The organism is Arenibacter aquaticus (genome assembly GCF_003957295.1).
Lineage (GTDB): Bacteria > Bacteroidota > Bacteroidia > Flavobacteriales > Flavobacteriaceae > Arenibacter > Arenibacter aquaticus.
In genome coordinates this window covers 750,131-766,838 of record NZ_RQPJ01000001.1, presented here as the reverse complement: position 1 = coordinate 766,838, position 16,708 = coordinate 750,131, and the positions used below count along the sequence as shown (strand labels likewise).

Sequence of the window (16,708 nt, the reverse complement as noted above, 5' to 3'; positions counted from 1 at the left end):
TCATTGCTTTGACGAATGAACAAAATGGAAACTTTCTAAATACAACGTTAAATCGTTGATTTTTAACTTTTTTTTGTAGGGTTATAGGAAGTTGTCTACGCTCTTATACGCATTAATAACTGCCAACTCTCCTTCTTTGTTAGGTTTGGAATTGCCGTGTTCCATACCCAATACGCCCTTAAATCCTTTTTCATGGATATATTTGAAAACATTTTTATAATTGATCTCTCCAGTGGTGGGTTCTTTTCTGCCTGGATTGTCCCCTATTTGTATGTAGTCTATTTCATCCCACGTTAGGTCCATATTGTGTATTAGGTGCCCTTCGGTTTTTTGCATATGGTAGATGTCGAACAATATTTTACAGGAAGGACTGCCTACCGCTTTACAGATCATATAGGTTTGGTCTGAATTCTGCAAATAGAGATCTGGGGAATCCGATAAAGGCTCAAGGACCATTGTTAAGCCGTGGGGTTCCAAAATCTCGGCGCCTCTTTTTAGCGCTTCAATAACATTGCCATCCTGAACGCCTATTGGTAGCTTTCTTTCAAATCCGCCCGGCACTACGGTCATCCATTTGGCATTGACTCGTTTGGCCACTTCCACGGCCCTTCTACAGCCGTCCAGAAATATATCTATATATTCTTGTTTACCTGCTGCTAAGGTGTTGGCCATATTACCGCCTTTGTCTATTACAAAGACGCCCATGGTCATATTATGCTTGGCCAAGGCTTCTCCAATTTTGGTTTGGGTGGCCACGTCCCTTTTCATCATGCCATTGTCTTCAAAAGCCGTAAACCCTTGGTCGGCCATAAAGTTGATCTGGTCAATTAAGTCGTTTCCTGCCAGGTTTTTGAACATGCCAAAATGTGGGGCATATTTCAAGTTAAAAGAATGTTTCGCCTCTAAATTGGGCTGGGCTCCGTAGGCTAAGCTGCCACCTAAGGTTACGGCGCTACTTCCCAAGGCGGTTTTTTGAATAAAATCTCTTCTTTTCATTTTTTAGTATATGGTTGGAATTCTATTATTAAATAACGCCAAAACAACTAAATAACAATGGTTATCCAGTTGTTCTGGCTTTTTAGTCAATTTTACCTTTGTTGTAATTTATAGTGACCACGCCTTGCCTCCGGTCAATTCCTGAAGGTCGCCACATGCAATGTATTCGCCTGGCACCGGTAGGTAAGACAATACATTTTCGCCTACATATTCAGAAGACTTATATGCTAAAATGGTCAGCCCTCTTAGGTTGTTGGCGAAGGCAAATCTGGATACCTCATCATCAAGGCTTGCCGTTTCCCCCGCTTTTACGGATTCGGTATAGGCATTGATGACCTTAAATTTTTTGGCTTCATCTTCTTTAGAGATTTTTAGGGCGGCAGACAGTACCGGTTCCAGATGTTCCGGGCCAAGATCTGCAATCTCTTTTTTGCCGGAATCCTGTAGGGCCTTGTCCAGAAATTTACCCATGGTCATTTTAAAAAGGTCCTGCTGTTCTTTTTTCATTACTTGATCGGCAAAACGGTCTATAAAGATGTGTACCTGTACCTCGGAAGCAGATGGGGTGTCGGTTTTTGGAAGAATTATATCTACCAGCTGGGTAAGCATTGAACCTTCTGTTGGGGATAAAAAATCTGGTGTCCATGTAATGGCCGCATCCTGCTTACAACTTTGTACTATGCTGATCAGTGTTGGGGTGGCTACCGTATATCCCAGTGCCAAGCCCATGCTTTTAAGTGCTTTTCTTCTGTCCATTATATATTTCCTTTTTTAAGTTCTTTTACCGCGTGGTCTGCGGCCCTGGCAGTGAATGCCATATAAGTGAGTGATGGGTTTACGCAACTGGCTGAGGTCATAAAGGCTCCATCTGTTACATAAACGTTGGGCACATCGTGCAATTGGTTGTTCCCGTTAAGGACAGAGGTCTTTCTGTTGCGCCCCATTCTGGCAGTACCCATTTCGTGGATGCCCAAACCTAGACCAGTAGGTCCGTCGTGTCCCTTAACATCCCTAAATCCTGCTTTTTCCAGCATTTCTACAGCAGATTCCTGCATGTCTTTACGCATTTTGAACTCGTTTTCCTGTAAATCGGCATCAAAAGTTACCGTAGGCAGCCCCCAATCGTCCAATTTGTCGTAATCCAAAGTCATTCTATTGTCTTCATAGGGGAGTACCTCGCCAAAGCCGCCAATTCCCATTCTCCATCCACCTGGTTGAAGTATACTGTCTTTTAGGTCTTTTCCGTAAGAGAGCTCGGCAACGGTCTCTTCCCAATTCCCTCTGCTGGCTCCTCCTTGATATCCGAATCCACGCAGGTAATCCTTTCTGTCCGTATCCCCTCCTAGGTTTCTAAACCTTGGAATATATATCCCGTTGGGGCGTCTTCCTTTGTAATATTTGTCTTCAAAGCCATCAAATTTACCAGAGGCACCCACTCCTAAATGATGGTCCATTATATTGCGGCCCAATTGATCGGAGTCATTACCCATACCATTGGGGAAACGATCGGATTTGGATTGCATTAAAATAGCGGTCGAAGCTATGGCCGAAGCACATAAGAAGATAACCTTGGCTTTAAATTCGTGGGTTTCCTTGGTTACCCTATCAATTACCTTTACCCCGGTAGCCTTTTTTGTGTCCGGGTCGTATATCACTTCGTGAACAATGGAGTCTGGCCGTAAGGTCATATTGCCTGTGGCTTCTGCCGCGGGCAGGGTAGAGGACAAACTACTAAAGTACCCGCCGAAAGGACATCCTCTGATACAGCGATTTCTGTACTGACATTTGGTACGTCCGTCAAAATTTTTGGTCCCAGTTATATGTGCAACCCTACCAATGGTAACGGCACGTCCGTCAAACCCCTCTGTTACTTTATTTTTAAAATGTTCCTCCACACAGTTCATTTCCATGGCCGGCAAAAAATCACTGTCCGGCAACTGCGGTAGGTTAAGTGCCTCCCCACTAACGCCAATGTAGTTCTCTACCTTGGAATACCATGGTGCAATATCTTTATAGCGAACGGGCCAATCCACTGCAATGCCATCCCTTTTGTTGGCCGTGAAGTCAATATCGCTCCATCTATAGCTTTGTCGCCCCCATTGCAGGGAGCGCCCACCTAAGTGGTATCCCCTCATCCAATCAAACCTTCGTATTTCATTGTATGGGTGCTTTAAATCGTTGACAAACCACATTTTACTGGCAGCGTTCGTAGTATAGCCCGTTCTATTCTGTTTGGGCTGTTTTTCAATATCCTCCCTGGTGGGCTTACCGGCATTGGGAAAGTCCCACGGGTCCATGTTGGCCGTCTCATAGTCCTCAATGTGCTTAACCATCCTTCCGCGTTCCAAAACCAAGGTTTTTAATCCTTTTTCGCACAATTCCTTGGCTGCCCACCCCCCACTAATTCCGGTACCTACGACAATTGCATCATAAGAATCCTGCTCTTCGTTGTAATAAAACTTGCTCATTTATAAAATTGTTTATTTAATAAATTTATTAAATATAAAATTAATTTTCTACATTTAAACCTTATATTTCCTAATACTTCAGCACTATAACGTTTTAGTTGTTGGTAATTAATTGGTTTAATAATATTTAATGAAAATGAAAGGTAAAAATTTAAAATTAACGGGATTAAAGGTAGGTTTGGTTGTATTGGCATTGGGTGTTTTTTCCTGTAAGGAAGCTCCCAAGGATAAGTCGGACAACAAGGAGGTTACGGAAGTGGCCGTAAAATCCGAGGAGCCCTTTTTTAAATTGTCCCTGGCGCAATGGTCTATGCATAGAATGGTAAGGGAAGAGGGAGTGGACCCCTATACCTTTGCCGAGAAAGCCAAAGAATGGGGTTTTTCCGGTTTGGAATATGTGAGTGGCTTGTATTATGACGAATTAAGGGCTGCCAATTTCTCCGAGGAAGCAATGGCTGCCTTTGTGGAGAAATGTAATGCGGAAAGCAAGAAGCACGGTATGGAAAATGTATTGATCATGATTGATGGTCAAGGTGATCTTGCTACAACCGATGATGCAAAAAGAAAAGAAGCGGTAGAAAACCATTATAAGTGGGTAGATGCTGCTGCTGCCATGGGATGCCATGCCATTAGGGTAAACCTCTCCGGAAGCAAAGTGCCCGAAGAATGGGTGGCCAGTTCTGTTGATGGCTTAACCCAATTGGCCACCTATGCCAAGGAAAAGAATATAGAGGTCTTGGTTGAAAACCACGGCGGATTGTCTTCCAACGCCGCTATGCTGGCAGAGGTTATGACCAAGGTGAATATGAAGAATTGCGGTACCTTGCCCGATTTTGGAAATTTCTGTATAGAAAGAAGTAAGGATGGATGTGCCAATGAATACGATATATATAAAGGTATTAGTGAGCTGATGCCCCATGCCTTGGCGGTAAGTGCCAAATCCTACAATTTTGATGCCCAGGGCTACGAAACAAAATTGGATTATCCAAGAATACTAAAGATAGTGAAGGACGCTGGGTATACCGGCTATATTGGTGTGGAATATGAAGGGCACGAGCTAGGAGAGGAAGCAGGGATTCTTGCCACCAAAAATCTCTTGTTAAAGGCAGCTAAGGAAATAAACTAATTGTACGGGATTTGCTATGAAGGCTTTTTTTAATCAACTTTTCGATTACAACTTTTATTGCAATAAAAAATTGATTGAAGAGTGTCATAAGCTGGAGCATGTTCCGGACAGGACCATTACGCTATTTAGTCATATTTTAAACGCCCATCATATATGGAACGCCCGTATTCTTGATAAAGAGATAGAATACGGCGTTTTTCAGATTCACCCTTTAAAGGACTGGGGAGAGGTGCATTATGAAAATCAAAGAAGCTCCTTTGAGATTATTACCAATGCAGATAATTTTGATGCGCGTTTGGATTACGAAAATACCAAGGGAAGGTTGTTTTCCAACACCATAACCGATATGCTTTTCCATATCATAAATCATTCAACCCATCACAGGGGGCAAATTTCGGTCGATCTAAGAAACAATGCCATTGAGCCGCCTATGTTGGATTATACCTTTTATAAAAGATAAATAGAACCGCCAGCCGTGAAGGTAAACACCAAACTTCAACTCTCCTTGATGATGTTTCTCGAATTTTTTATTTGGGGAGGTTGGTTTGTTACCTTGGGTACGTTTTTGGGCCATAATCTAAAAGCCAGTGGTGCGGAAACGGCCATGGCGTATTCTACCCAATCCTGGGGGGCCATTATAGCCCCTTTTATAATAGGATTGATAGCGGACCGGTTTTTTAACGCAGAGCGCATCTTGGGGGTTTTGCACCTTATTGGCGCCTTGCTCATGTACCAGATGTACGCTGCGATAGACTTCGCTGGTTTTTATCCGTATGTGCTGGGGTATATGATACTGTACATGCCCACCTTGGCGCTGGTGAATTCCATAGCCTTCAGTCAAATGAAAAATCCGGCCAAGGAATTTTCTTTTGTAAGGGTTTTTGGAACTATTGGTTGGATTGTGGCTGGGCTGATCATTAGCTATGTGTTTCTTTGGGACTCAGAGGTGTCAAGGCAGGAAGGTTTATTAAAAAATACCTTTTTAATGGTGGCCATTGCTTCGGCTATATTGGGTGTTTTTAGTTTTTTCCTTCCCAAAACACCGCCAAAGGTAGGGAAGGATGAAAAAGTGTCCGTTTCCAGTATTTTGGGATTGGATGCCTTAAAGCTTTTACGGGATAGGAATTTTTTCGTTTTCTTTATTTCATCAATTCTTATCTGTATACCCTTGGCTTTTTATTATCAGAATGCCAATCCGTTTTTGTCAGAAATAGGGATGGACAACCCTACGGGTATAATGACCATTGGTCAGGGATCCGAAGTGTTATTTCTGTTGCTATTGCCCTTTTTTTTTAAGAGATTTGGCTTTAAGAGAACCCTAATTGCCGGAATGTTGGCATGGACAGTACGATATTTGCTTTTTGCATATGGAAATGCGGACGACAAGGCATTTATGCTGATTATAGGGATTGCCTTGCACGGAATCTGTTATGACTTTTTCTTTGTGTCCGGGCAAATTTATACCGATTCCAAAGCAGGTGCTAAATATAAAAGTGCGGCTCAGGGATTAATTACCCTGGCAACCTACGGGGTAGGTATGTTGATAGGATTTTGGGTGGCCGGTGAGATTACGGATAGTTATTTGGTGCGTGAAGGGGAACATAGCTGGGTTGATATTTGGAGTTTTCCAGCTATTTTTGCACTAGGGGTCATGGCCTTGTTTACCTTGTTTTTTAAAAACGTTCAAGTAGAATATAAAAGTAATTAGGAATAAATATATTATGGGTAAAAAAATTAAATTAGGAATTTTAGGGGGTGGAGGAGACTCCCTTATTGGGGTATTGCACAGGGTGGCATCCCAGATCAATGATAACTATGAAATTGTAGGGGCTGTCTTTAACCCTGATTTTGAGGCCAATGTAGCCTTTGCAAAGGAGATAGATATCCCAACCAACAGAATTTATAAGGACTTTGACACTTTGGTGGAAGAGGAATTAAAACTTCCAAAAGAAGAGCGGATACAGGTGTGTTCAGTCCTTACACCTAATTTTTTGCATTTTCCAATGGCGAAGAAACTGTTGGAAAACGGATTTCACGTTATCTGTGAAAAACCTATGACCACCACCTATGAAGAAGCTGTAATATTGCAGGACACCTTGGAAAAGGCCAAGACCGTTTTTGCCGTAACGCACACTTATACGGGTTATCCAATGGTCAGGCAAATGAGAGAGATGATCAAGGCCGGGGCATTGGGTAAAATACACAAGGTAGATGCGCAATACTATCAAGGATGGATCAATACCATAATCCATGACAAGGCCAAACGTTCTACCGTTTGGAGATTGGATCCCAAAAAAGCCGGAATTAGCTCTTGTATGGGCGATATTGGGGTGCATGCATTTAATATGATAGAATATACCACCGGATTAAAGATCAAATCTATATTGGCCGATTTCAACTATCTGTACGAGGATAACCAGATGGATGTTGATGGTACGGTATTGATCCGTATGGACAAACACGTTAAGGGATTGGTAAGGGCAAGTCAGGTCGCTACAGGTGAGGAAAACGGTTTAAGCATTGCCATCTATGGTGAAAAGGCTGGATTGCGTTGGGAACAGGAAAACCCCAACTACCTCTATGTACTTAGCGATGACAAGCCAGCTCAGGTTTACAAGCCTGGTCATGCCTATAACTCGGATTTGTCTTTGGATGGTACCAAATTGCCTCCAGGACACCCAGAGGGTATTTTTGACTCCATGGCCAACATCTACCTTGGGGTTGCCAGAGCCATTAGGGGAGAGGAATACAATGATGGCGAATTCCCTACTATGATGGACGGGGTACGTGGACTCGACTTTATTGAGAGTTCTGTTGAATCCAATAAAAAAGGAAATGTTTGGGTGGATTTAAAATAGAAATTCATCTTCCAAAATAGAAAAGGGCCACAAATTGTGGCCCTTCTTAGTTTTCTGAGGTAGCTATGGCTTAGCCGTATACTTTTTCAAAAGTTACACAGACCACAATCATACTCTCCTTGGGAACGCGCTTAAAAGTAGCTAGTTCACGGGCAAAGTAATTCCAATATATATTTTTCCACTGGTCTAGGCTCTTGTCGCCCTCCCCTTCCAATTGGGCATAATCCCCATCAATACTAAACAAGGGCTTTAGCTTTACCGAAGTGGTTTTTACAATGCATTTGGCGGTGCCCTCCCAATCTGTTAGGACAATGAACGATCCAATTTTTGGTAAAGGTTCGTTTCTGTTCTGAAGACCCAGAAGGGACTGGGACATAGCTTTTTTGGTTTTGTTAATTACTAGGTCCAAGGAGTGATTGGCGTCCTTTTCATTGTCAAAAAAATGCATCACCTTGGGAGCTTCCACAAAGGCGTATTCTAAGTGGGCATCTAAAAAATCGCCCCACATATTTCTGGCTGTGCTGTTTTCCATTAAGAAAGTTTGCTTGATTTTATTGTTTCTACAGCATATTTGGCTGTTTTTTTTGGGTTAGGACGCTGGGTGAACAAGACATTCGTGTAAAGTAATGACAAGACCCCATGTCCGTGAATTGGGGCTTTATGAAGGCTTGGGTTTATATGGTTTTTTAACAACATGGAATTAACTGTCTTTAATCGATATACTGTGCTCTATAAGTCTAATAAATGTTATAACGATTTTGGGGGGCAATATATTTTAAGGATTAATGGTTTGATCTAAATTCCTTACATTTTGGCAGATTGATTCATGGCTTATTATTCTGATAATTCTATTGTAATTCCTATATTTATAACTTCACATTAAAACAAGTGTGTAATTCAAAATTACAGTCTAAATATAGGGTTTAATTATTAATTATATCAAATCCAATACAGCAGGTAGTGGGGCTGGTACAAAATTATTATAAAGCCCTGTGCAAATGGGGTGCTGTCTCTATAAAATGGGGTATTTAAAGAGGTAAGGAGCTTTAAAGGATGAGTAATTTGACTTTTTGGGAAACAACTAAAACTATTTAGATAGGTGTAAGGGAACTTCCTTTGGGGTGTTGCCTTTGTCCGGAGAACAATTTAAAATAATAAACAGAAATAAATGAAAACAATTAAGGGGCCAGCCGTATTTTTGGCGCAATTTGTAGATGAAAAAGCACCATTCAATTCGTTGGATGGATTGTGTAAATGGGCATCCGATTTAGGATACAAAGGAATACAAATACCTACTTGGGTAGATTTTCTAATCGACTTGGATAAAGCCGCAGAGAGTCAGACGTATTGCGATGAACTGAAAGGGAAAATTAATTCTTACGGACTGGAGATTACCGAATTGTCTACCCATCTTCAGGGGCAATTGGTAGCGGTGCACCCCGCATATGACCTAATGTTCGACAATTTTGCACCTGACAAGGTAAAGAATAATCCCAAGGCACGTACAGAATGGGCGGTAGACGTGGTTAAAAAGGCGGCAACGGCGAGTAGAAGGCTTGGCTTGTCCGCACACGCCACCTTTTCCGGTTCCCTTTTGTGGCATACCGCCCACCCTTGGCCACAGAGACCTGCAGGATTGGTAGAAATGGGATTTGAGGAATTGGCAAATAGATGGCTGCCCATCCTAAACCATTATGATAAGGAAGGTGTGGATGTATGTTATGAAATACATCCTGGCGAGGACCTGCACGACGGCGATACTTTTGAACGTTTTTTGGCCGCCACCGGTAACCATAAGCGAGTAAATATCTTGTATGACCCCAGCCATTTTGTGCTGCAACAATTGGATTATATTGCCTATATTGATCACTATCACGAATTTATTAAATCGTTCCACGTAAAGGATTCCGAATTTAATCCAACCGGGAAAAAGGGTGCCTTTGGAGGATACAATGATTGGGGCGATCGCGCAGGTAGATATCGTTCCCTTGGTGATGGACAAATCGACTTTAAGACTATTTTCTCTAAGCTAACCCAGTATGGTTGTGATGTTTGGGCTGTTATGGAATGGGAGTGTTGCATAAAAAGTCCGGAGCAAGGGGCTAGAGAAGGAGCCAAATTTATACAGGACCATATTATTGAAGCCACGGAAAAAACCTTTGATGATTTTGCCGGTGCCGAAATAGATAAGACCGTATTGAAAAAGATACTGGGGCTATAATACTGTTAAATCATAAACAAAGAAAAATGAAAAATTTACTTTATACGGCCTTGATCGCTATGCTGATCGTAGGCTGTAAGGATAAAACCGATAAAAAGAGTATGGAGGTAGACTCTGATCCCATGGCAAATTCCGAAAAAGGAACTCCACCACCACCACCAACTGCCGCGGCAGAAGGTGAATGGAAGGTGCTTTTTGATGGGACCAATTTTGATGCCTGGAAACGTTACAAGGAAGACGGTGTTGGAGAGGCTTGGAAAATAGAGGATGGCGCTATGGTTTTTTACCCGCCCAAAGAACGTAAGAAGGGGGAGAAATACAACTTAGTGACCAAAGAGGAATTCACCAATTTTGTTCTATCTGTAGATTGGAAGATCTCGGAGGGTGGCAATAGTGGTATATTTTGGGGCGTAAAGGAAATAGAAAGCCTTAAGGAGGCTTACCATTCCGGACCGGAAATCCAGGTGTTGGACAATGAAAAACATCCGGATGCCAAAAATGGAACCACCCATCAGGCGGGCGCCCTTTATGACATGGTTGCTCCGAGTGAGGACGTTACCAAGCCGGTTGGTGAATGGAATACCTGTGTTATTACCGTTGACCACAATACCAATCAGGGAAATGTAGTGCTGAACGGAACGGAAGTGGCATCATTCCCCGTACATGGTGAGGAATGGGAAGCTATGATAGCGAAATCCAAATTCAAGGGCTCTGAGCATTTTGGTAAGTACAAAACTGGAAAATTAGGCCTACAAGACCATGGCGATATAGTATCTTATAGGAATATTAAGATAAAAGTATTGGATTGATCCATTATATAATCATACTATGGTGAAGAAACTAGGATATATCCCTTTCCTATTAATTTTGGCATTGGCCTGTAAGGAAAAGGTGGCCGTAGACCCTCTGGAAGCAACCGCAGGACCGGCTGCTGCCGATGGGGTTATAGTACATGAAGAGTATACGGGAGAGGAACCTACCACCCCCGAGGAAACCGAATATTATAAACCGGTACCCCCAGTAGTGAAACCCAATGTATCTTTTAGTAAGCCGCCCAGTGATGCCATTGTGTTGTTTAACGGGGATAATTTGGACAATTGGATTAGCTCTAGGGACAGTACGGCAGCCAAATGGATTGTTAATGATGATGGCAGTATGACCGTAAGTAACAAAACCGGAGATATACAGACCGTTCAGAATTTTGGGAGCATACAACTGCATTTGGAGTGGAAGTCGCCCAAAGAGATACAGGGCAAGGGCCAGAGTCGCGGTAATAGCGGGGTATTCCTGAATGGATTGTATGAGGTGCAGGTGTTGGATAACAATGATAACGATACCTATGTTAACGGTCAGGTGGCATCTATTTATAAGCAGCACGTACCATTAGCTATGGCCTCCGTGCCAACAGGTGAATGGAACAGTTATGATATTATTTACCACGCACCGGAATTTAATGAGGCCGGACAAAAGATAAAATCAGGGACTGTAACGGTCCTACACAATGGAATCCTGGTACAGGATCATGTTGAAATTAAGGGCACAACGGCCTATATTGGCTGGCCAAAGAATCCTGCCCATGGTAAGGGCCCCTTAAAGCTTCAAGATCACGGGGATAATAGTAGGGTGAGCTATAGGAATATCTGGGTAAGGGAGCTTTAGGTGGAGTGGGCGTTTTTCTTGTCGGCAGCAGCACCCGGTCTGGTTTTATCCATTCTTTCCTGGATCTATAAAATACATCCACCCAAGAGCATCAATCTTTTCTATGGCTATAGAACACGTAGAAGTATGCGGAACCAGGAAACGTGGGATTTTGGCAATCTTATTGGGGCCAAAATGATGTTGTGGGTTGGTGTATCATCTTTTATAGTTGGTATAATTGCCCATTTCATTGCTCCCCTTTGGTCTATGGGTATTTCCACTTTTTTCTTAGTTGTTGCCATATTTCTGGGTATATTTTGGTGTGAACGGCAATTGGAAATTCATTTCGACAAAAATGGAAAGCCTTTAAATAAAGGCAAGTTATGACATTAAAGAGGTTTTTATAACATGTATTAGGAGCTGTTTATAAGAGTTTTGGTAGTTTAAAGCTATAAAAGAATTCAAACCTCAATTTTATTTACCTTTGCCAAAATCTAAAATCAATATATGATCCAATCAATGACAGGCTTTGGGAAGAATGTAATACAACGTCCTTCCAAGAAAATTACCATTGAGATTAAATCGCTAAATAGTAAAAATCTCGATTTAAATGCAAGGATTCCATCTGCCTATAGGGAAAAGGAATTGGAGATGCGCAAGACCATAGCCAGCTCTCTGGTAAGGGGGAAGGTAGATTTTGGTTTATATATTGAAAATACGGGAGCAGAAGCTTCGTCCGAGGTCAATGAAGCTGTAGTGCGACAATATATGGAACAGTTGGGCAGTATAGCCTCTGGGGATCAAATGGCCCTGTTGGAGATTGCCATGCGTATGCCCGATACCATGAAGACCGAGCGGGAAGATATAGATGAGGAAGAGTTTGCTGCCATTAAGGAAGCCTTGGTGGAGGCGCTTAAGGAGATCAATACCTTTAGAACAGAGGAAGGGAAGGTTTTGGAGGCGGATTTCCAGGGCCGTATAGAGGCTTTAAAGGTATTGCTGGATAAGGTGTCATCAATGGACCAGGAAAGACTGGCTACCGTTAGGGAACGTTTGGAAAAGGCGGTGGCAGATCTAAAGACCGATTTGGATTCCAATCGGTTTGAGCAGGAACTTATCTACTATTTGGAGAAGTATGATATTACCGAGGAAAAGGTGCGCTTGTTAAACCATTTGGATTATTTTGCTGCAACCCTAAAAACGGATGACTCCAATGGAAAAAAGCTGGGGTTCATTTGTCAGGAAATAGGGAGGGAGATAAATACCATTGGCTCCAAGGCCAATTATGCACCCATGCAGCAGCTGGTGGTGCAAATGAAGGACGAGTTGGAAAAAATTAAGGAACAAATGCTTAACGTCTTATAATGCAAGGAGGAAAACTAATTATTTTTTCGGCCCCATCTGGCAGTGGAAAAACAACTATAGTAAAACATTTGCTGCAACAGCCGGAACTCAATTTGGCCTTTTCCATTTCTGCTACCTCCAGACCACGGAGAGGAAAGGAAAAGCATGGAGAGCACTATTATTTTATGAGCCTGTCCGAGTTTAAAAACCATATAAAGCAGGACGATTTTTTGGAGTGGGAAGAGGTCTATAGGGATAATTTCTATGGTACCTTAAAGACTGAGGTAGACCGACTCTGGGCAGAGGGTAAAAATGTGATATTTGACATTGATGTAGCTGGTGGACTTAGGATTAAGAAGAAATTTCCAGAGCAAACCCTGGCAGTTTTTGTAAAGCCCCCAAGTATAGATGAGCTAAAGATCAGACTAAAAAAACGTAGTACGGAATCTGAGGATAAGATAAACATGAGGATTGCCAAGGCTTCCGTAGAATTGGCAACTGCCCCTCAATTTGATAGTATCATTAAGAATTATGACTTGGAGACCGCATTGAAAGAGGCGCATAAATTGGTTGCCGATTTTGTGGGTGCCAAGGTAGCCGATGGGCAATAAAGCAATATCTTCAGATTGGCCTTTTTTTAGGGACTTTTTACGGAAGAGTTGAATGAATAGAAATACGGAATAGTAGCTGCTTTGAACAAGAAAATAGGACTTTACTTTGGCACATTTAATCCCATTCATATTGGGCATTTGGTAATTGCCAATCACATGGTAGAATTCTCTGATCTGGACGAGGTATGGTTCGTGGTCACCCCACAGAGTCCGTTTAAGACCAAAAAATCGCTCTTGGATAACCATCATCGCTATCAGCTGGTATATGAAGCTGTTAAGGAATACCCCAAATTAAAGCCCAGTAAAATAGAATTTGAGCTTCCTCAGCCCAACTATACGGTAAATACCCTAGTGCATTTACAGGAAAAATTTGAGAAGGGCCATGAATTTAGTTTGATTATGGGGGAAGACAATTTAAAGGGGTTCCATAAGTGGAAGAACCATGAGGTAATTTTGGAAAATCATAGTATTTACGTTTATCCAAGGATCTCTGAGGGAGAGGTGCAACATCAATTTAAAGGTCATCCAAAGATCAGCAGGGTGTCTGCACCCATAATGGAAATTTCATCCACCTTTATCAGAAGCCAGCATAAATTGGGAAAGAACATAAGGCCTTTGCTACCAGAATCTGTTTGGAAGTATATGGATGAAATGAATTTTTACAGATAGTAAACAGGTTTTAAGTGCCATTTTGCAGTTCTGTTGCGCATTGCGTACTATATTCCCTTTTCTAGGTGTTTTAAGGTTATTCGAGGCCTTTTTTTTATGAAAAGGTCTTTAGGGTGTTTATTCTGGAATGGTTTCTTCAGAAATCTTTAAAAGGCCTCATGGCTGCCAAGGCAGTAACAGGGCATTGGGCCAATAAAACTTTAATTATTTACAATCCTTGGGTTTGGTAGATCCCAGGTATGTGCTGCTGCTTAAGGGACACCTTAAAAAGGTAATCCGGTTGCTGTTTGGGTCAAGTTGTACTGTGGCTTTAATTAAAAAAGTCCCTTGGATACAACCTAATAACTCAAACAAACAACCGGATTAGGTGTTTTGCTAACTTGTAATCTTTTATGCTTTACCTACTAAGTGAGAAGCAGCTTTTACACCAAGGGAATCGTATTCACTATTTTCCCTTTTCTGCCCCAACGGCTACTCACTTGAGGTAATTGGATTAATGAAGTTCTAGTTTGGCCGGTTTAACAGAGCTATCGTGCTCTTGGTAATACAGCTCTAAAAGGTTCATTGTGGCATTGATAAAATCTTTGGTCTCCAGAAGAAAAGTGAAATACAGGGTGGTATTTTTTGGACTGGATTCCTCGGTACGGGTTCTCGCGATCTGGGTCTCAATTTTTTGGGACACCAGGTCCAGCAATTCTTGTTTGCTTCCAAATATTACCCCTATCTGTTCAAATGACCTTGTTTCAAAGGCTACTTTGGTTTCGCTTAATAATTTCTCAAGCTTAAGGTCTATTTCCTTCAGTTCTTTTATCTGATTGTATTTTAATTTTTTATGGTTGTTGTTAATGTGCTTATGGCTTATTTTGGTGAGGTATTCCAAAGACTGCGCCATATCCTGTAGGTAACCAAGGATATTGATGTAGAAATTACTGGCGCCCACACTGGCCTCATCTAAATTCTTTATAAAATAAAAGATATGGTCCCTTAATTCATCTACCTCATTGGAAAGTTTAACAACACCCTTTTTGTTCTTTTTAAGAAGTTCCAGGTCTTGTTTGGCCAATCCGTCTATAATGTTCGTGTAGATTTTATTGCTCCTTTTGGCAACGTTGGAGATGTTGTCCGCACTTTCCTCGATTACACCTTGGATAGAGCTGCTTTCAGCCTTTCTTAGGCTATCTTCGGCTCTTATTTCTTTGGATTTTTTATTGTGCGAGATATAATTTCTTGCCAATAATAACACGGCGATCAATAATAGAATGGCCACCATAGAAGGCACGTGAATGTTTATAAGGTAAACAATTATGGCGGCAGAAATAAATGCTATAAAAGCGGTAAAGAACCAGCCCCCAATTACATTTAGTACTCCGGCAACCCTATAGACAGCACTTTCAGCACCCCAGGCCCTATCGGCCAAAGAGGAGCCCATTGCTACCATAAAGGTTACGTAAGTAGTGGATAGTGGTAGTTTGTATGACGTGGCAATTGAAATAAGTACCCCGGCAACCATAAGGTTTACTGCCGCACGAACCATATCAAAAGCAGGTAGTTCAAAAGTCTTGTCCTTGGATAGTGGAATAGAGGGTTTTTTAAAGTTCTCATCTATTTTTTCCTGTAGCGACTTTGGGATAATGGATGTTGTAAATGTAGAAAGCAGTATGGCTCCCCTTACAATTCCCCTGGACAGGAAGTTAGGTTGAAATCTCTCCTTGGATTCGCCTTCACGGGAAAGGTTGATTTCCGTTTGGGTTACGTATCTCGCTTTTTTAGAGAACCATAGTGTAAGAACCATCACCATTCCGGCAAGAAACAACAGCAGGGTTGGCGTTGGTACTTTGGCTGCAAGTACGTTCATACTAAATTCAGATGCCGGTAAGCCAGAAGCTTGCCAAGCCTCAAAAGACTGCCAGGCAGCAATAGGCACCCCAATAAAGTTAACCAGGTCGTTTCCGGCAAAAGCCAATGCAAGCGCAAAGGTTCCCACTATGATAATTAGTTTGTAGACATCAAATTTTAATACTGTGGCAATGATATAGGCGATTACCGTCCAAACAGCAAAACTGCCAAGGACAATCAGCATTGTATTGCCTTTGATAAAGTCCAATAGATCAGCACTAACAAAAGTGGCGCCCTTTAGGCCTTTTATCAGTATAAAATACGTTATGGCCGTTAAGGCTACGCCCCCGAATATGGCGCCTAGTGATTTGGCTTTTTTTCTAAAATTAAAAGAGAGCATTAGGCGCGATAGGTATTGTACAAAGGCCCCGACAGAAAATGCGATAACTACCGAGAGTAAGATGCCCAAGATGATCTCTGTGGCTTTGGAGGTATTGATATAGTTGTATATATCTACATAATTCCCGCCTTCACCGGCTATTTTTATAAGCGACATGGCTACCGAGGCACCCAAAAGTTCAAATACAATGGATACGGTAGTAGAGGTAGGCATTCCCACCGTATTGAAAAAGTCGAGCAACAAAATATCCGTTATCATAACGGCCATAAAAATAATCATGATCTCGCTGAACATAAATTCGCCTGGATGGAAGATTCCTTTCCTGGCAACCTCCATCATACCACTGGAAAATATGGCCCCAACGGCTATTCCAATACTGGCGACGATCATTATGGTCCTAAAGGATATGGCTTTGGATCCAATTGCCGAATTTAAGAAGTTTACAGCGTCATTACTAACACCAACCACCAAATCTGCAACAGCTAAAAAAGCCAGTGCAATAATCATTAATAAATATAAATTGTCCATAGTCTAAGTAAAA

General features: G+C 41.9%; 16 protein-coding genes. 11 read left to right on the top strand and 5 right to left on the bottom strand.

Features of this window, described 5'->3' with window-relative positions; all coding sequences use genetic code 11:
• Positions 1-81 precede the first annotated feature (81 nt).
• From EHW67_RS02905 to EHW67_RS02895, 3 genes are all read right to left on the bottom strand, one after another.
• Entirely contained in the window at positions 82-996 is a 915-nt protein-coding gene (locus EHW67_RS02905) for a hydroxypyruvate isomerase family protein (RefSeq protein ID WP_126160833.1), read from the bottom strand.
• A gap of 108 nt (positions 997-1,104) precedes the next feature.
• Positions 1,105-1,752 (bottom strand): gluconate 2-dehydrogenase subunit 3 family protein, encoded by a 648-nt coding sequence (locus tag EHW67_RS02900; RefSeq protein ID WP_126160832.1) that lies wholly within the window; start codon positions 1,750-1,752, stop codon positions 1,105-1,107.
• Positions 1,752-3,464, bottom strand: a complete 1,713-nt coding sequence (locus EHW67_RS02895) for a GMC oxidoreductase (protein WP_126160831.1) — start codon at positions 3,462-3,464, stop codon at positions 1,752-1,754. The genes EHW67_RS02900 and EHW67_RS02895 overlap by 1 nt, the downstream gene beginning before the upstream one ends.
• A 136-nt stretch (positions 3,465-3,600) precedes the next feature.
• Between EHW67_RS02895 and EHW67_RS02890 the strand changes: the two genes are divergently transcribed.
• Genes EHW67_RS02890 through EHW67_RS02875 form a run of 4 tightly spaced genes read left to right on the top strand, consistent with a single transcriptional unit; the run spans position 3,601 to position 7,448 of the window.
• The gene (locus EHW67_RS02890; protein ID WP_126160830.1) at positions 3,601-4,590 is read left to right on the top strand and encodes a sugar phosphate isomerase/epimerase family protein; all 990 of its coding nucleotides are present in this window, start codon (positions 3,601-3,603) and stop codon (positions 4,588-4,590) included.
• A 16-nt stretch (positions 4,591-4,606) separates the two neighbouring features.
• Positions 4,607-5,050 (top strand): DinB family protein, encoded by a 444-nt coding sequence (locus tag EHW67_RS02885; RefSeq protein WP_126160829.1) that lies wholly within the window; start codon positions 4,607-4,609, stop codon positions 5,048-5,050.
• A gap of 15 nt (positions 5,051-5,065) precedes the next feature.
• On the top strand, positions 5,066-6,298 hold the full coding sequence (locus EHW67_RS02880) for an MFS transporter (RefSeq protein ID WP_126160828.1): 1,233 nt from the start codon (positions 5,066-5,068) through the stop codon (positions 6,296-6,298).
• Between the two features lie 13 nt (positions 6,299-6,311).
• Positions 6,312-7,448, top strand: a complete 1,137-nt coding sequence (locus EHW67_RS02875; protein WP_126160827.1) for a Gfo/Idh/MocA family protein — start codon at positions 6,312-6,314, stop codon at positions 7,446-7,448.
• Between the two features lie 70 nt (positions 7,449-7,518).
• Here EHW67_RS02875 and EHW67_RS02870 read toward each other — a convergent pair whose 3' ends face one another.
• Entirely contained in the window at positions 7,519-7,980 is a 462-nt protein-coding gene (locus EHW67_RS02870) for an ASCH domain-containing protein (protein WP_126160826.1), read from the bottom strand.
• Positions 7,981-8,616: 636 nt separating this feature from the next.
• Between EHW67_RS02870 and EHW67_RS02865 the strand changes: the two genes are divergently transcribed.
• The 7 genes from EHW67_RS02865 (at position 8,617) to nadD (ending at position 13,931) form a co-directional block, all read left to right on the top strand.
• Complete coding sequence (locus EHW67_RS02865; RefSeq protein ID WP_126160825.1) at positions 8,617-9,669, top strand: sugar phosphate isomerase/epimerase family protein; 1,053 nt, start codon at positions 8,617-8,619, stop codon at positions 9,667-9,669.
• A 26-nt stretch (positions 9,670-9,695) separates the two neighbouring features.
• Positions 9,696-10,478, top strand: a complete 783-nt coding sequence (locus EHW67_RS02860) for a 3-keto-disaccharide hydrolase (RefSeq protein WP_126160824.1) — start codon at positions 9,696-9,698, stop codon at positions 10,476-10,478.
• Between the two features lie 22 nt (positions 10,479-10,500).
• A complete protein-coding gene (locus EHW67_RS02855; RefSeq protein WP_238389830.1) occupies positions 10,501-11,328 on the top strand; it encodes a 3-keto-disaccharide hydrolase in 828 nt (275 codons plus the stop codon).
• Positions 11,329-11,694 carry an SdpI family protein gene (locus EHW67_RS20970; RefSeq protein ID WP_126160822.1) on the top strand — a complete coding sequence of 122 codons (366 nt, stop codon included), beginning with the start codon at positions 11,329-11,331 and terminating at the stop codon, positions 11,692-11,694.
• Positions 11,695-11,814: 120 nt separating this feature from the next.
• Positions 11,815-12,672 (top strand): YicC/YloC family endoribonuclease, encoded by an 858-nt coding sequence (locus EHW67_RS02845; protein ID WP_126160821.1) that lies wholly within the window; start codon positions 11,815-11,817, stop codon positions 12,670-12,672.
• Positions 12,672-13,262, top strand: coding sequence for a guanylate kinase (gmk, locus tag EHW67_RS02840; protein ID WP_126160820.1), 591 nt, complete (start codon positions 12,672-12,674; stop codon positions 13,260-13,262). Before EHW67_RS02845 ends, gmk begins: the two co-directional genes overlap by 1 nt.
• An 81-nt stretch (positions 13,263-13,343) precedes the next feature.
• Positions 13,344-13,931: a nicotinate (nicotinamide) nucleotide adenylyltransferase gene (gene nadD, locus EHW67_RS02835; RefSeq protein WP_126160819.1), complete on the top strand. Its 588-nt coding sequence runs from the start codon at positions 13,344-13,346 to the stop codon at positions 13,929-13,931.
• A 493-nt stretch (positions 13,932-14,424) separates the two neighbouring features.
• On the opposite strand, the gene EHW67_RS02830 is transcribed toward nadD, so the two are convergent.
• Positions 14,425-16,695 (bottom strand): inorganic phosphate transporter, encoded by a 2,271-nt coding sequence (locus EHW67_RS02830; protein ID WP_126160818.1) that lies wholly within the window; start codon positions 16,693-16,695, stop codon positions 14,425-14,427.
• Positions 16,696-16,708: the final 13 nt, after the last annotated feature.

Excerpts from the sequence above, each read along its gene's own strand:
- EHW67_RS02905 (WP_126160833.1), bottom strand. The coding sequence starts at position 996 with ATGAAAAGAAGAGATTTTATTCAAAAAACCGCCTTGGGAAGTAGCGCC.
- EHW67_RS02900 (WP_126160832.1), bottom strand. The coding sequence starts at position 1,752 with ATGGACAGAAGAAAAGCACTTAAAAGCATGGGCTTGGCACTGGGATAT.
- EHW67_RS02895 (WP_126160831.1), bottom strand. The coding sequence starts at position 3,464 with ATGAGCAAGTTTTATTACAACGAAGAGCAGGATTCTTATGATGCAATT.
- EHW67_RS02890 (WP_126160830.1), top strand. The coding sequence starts at position 3,601 with ATGAAAGGTAAAAATTTAAAATTAACGGGATTAAAGGTAGGTTTGGTT.
- EHW67_RS02885 (WP_126160829.1), top strand. The coding sequence starts at position 4,607 with ATGAAGGCTTTTTTTAATCAACTTTTCGATTACAACTTTTATTGCAAT.
- EHW67_RS02875 (WP_126160827.1), top strand. The coding sequence starts at position 6,312 with ATGGGTAAAAAAATTAAATTAGGAATTTTAGGGGGTGGAGGAGACTCC.
- EHW67_RS02870 (WP_126160826.1), bottom strand. The coding sequence starts at position 7,980 with ATGGAAAACAGCACAGCCAGAAATATGTGGGGCGATTTTTTAGATGCC.
- EHW67_RS02865 (WP_126160825.1), top strand. The coding sequence starts at position 8,617 with ATGAAAACAATTAAGGGGCCAGCCGTATTTTTGGCGCAATTTGTAGAT.
- EHW67_RS02860 (WP_126160824.1), top strand. The coding sequence starts at position 9,696 with ATGAAAAATTTACTTTATACGGCCTTGATCGCTATGCTGATCGTAGGC.
- EHW67_RS02845 (WP_126160821.1), top strand. The coding sequence starts at position 11,815 with ATGATCCAATCAATGACAGGCTTTGGGAAGAATGTAATACAACGTCCT.
- gmk (WP_126160820.1), top strand. The coding sequence starts at position 12,672 with ATGCAAGGAGGAAAACTAATTATTTTTTCGGCCCCATCTGGCAGTGGA.
- EHW67_RS02830 (WP_126160818.1), bottom strand. The coding sequence starts at position 16,695 with ATGGACAATTTATATTTATTAATGATTATTGCACTGGCTTTTTTAGCT.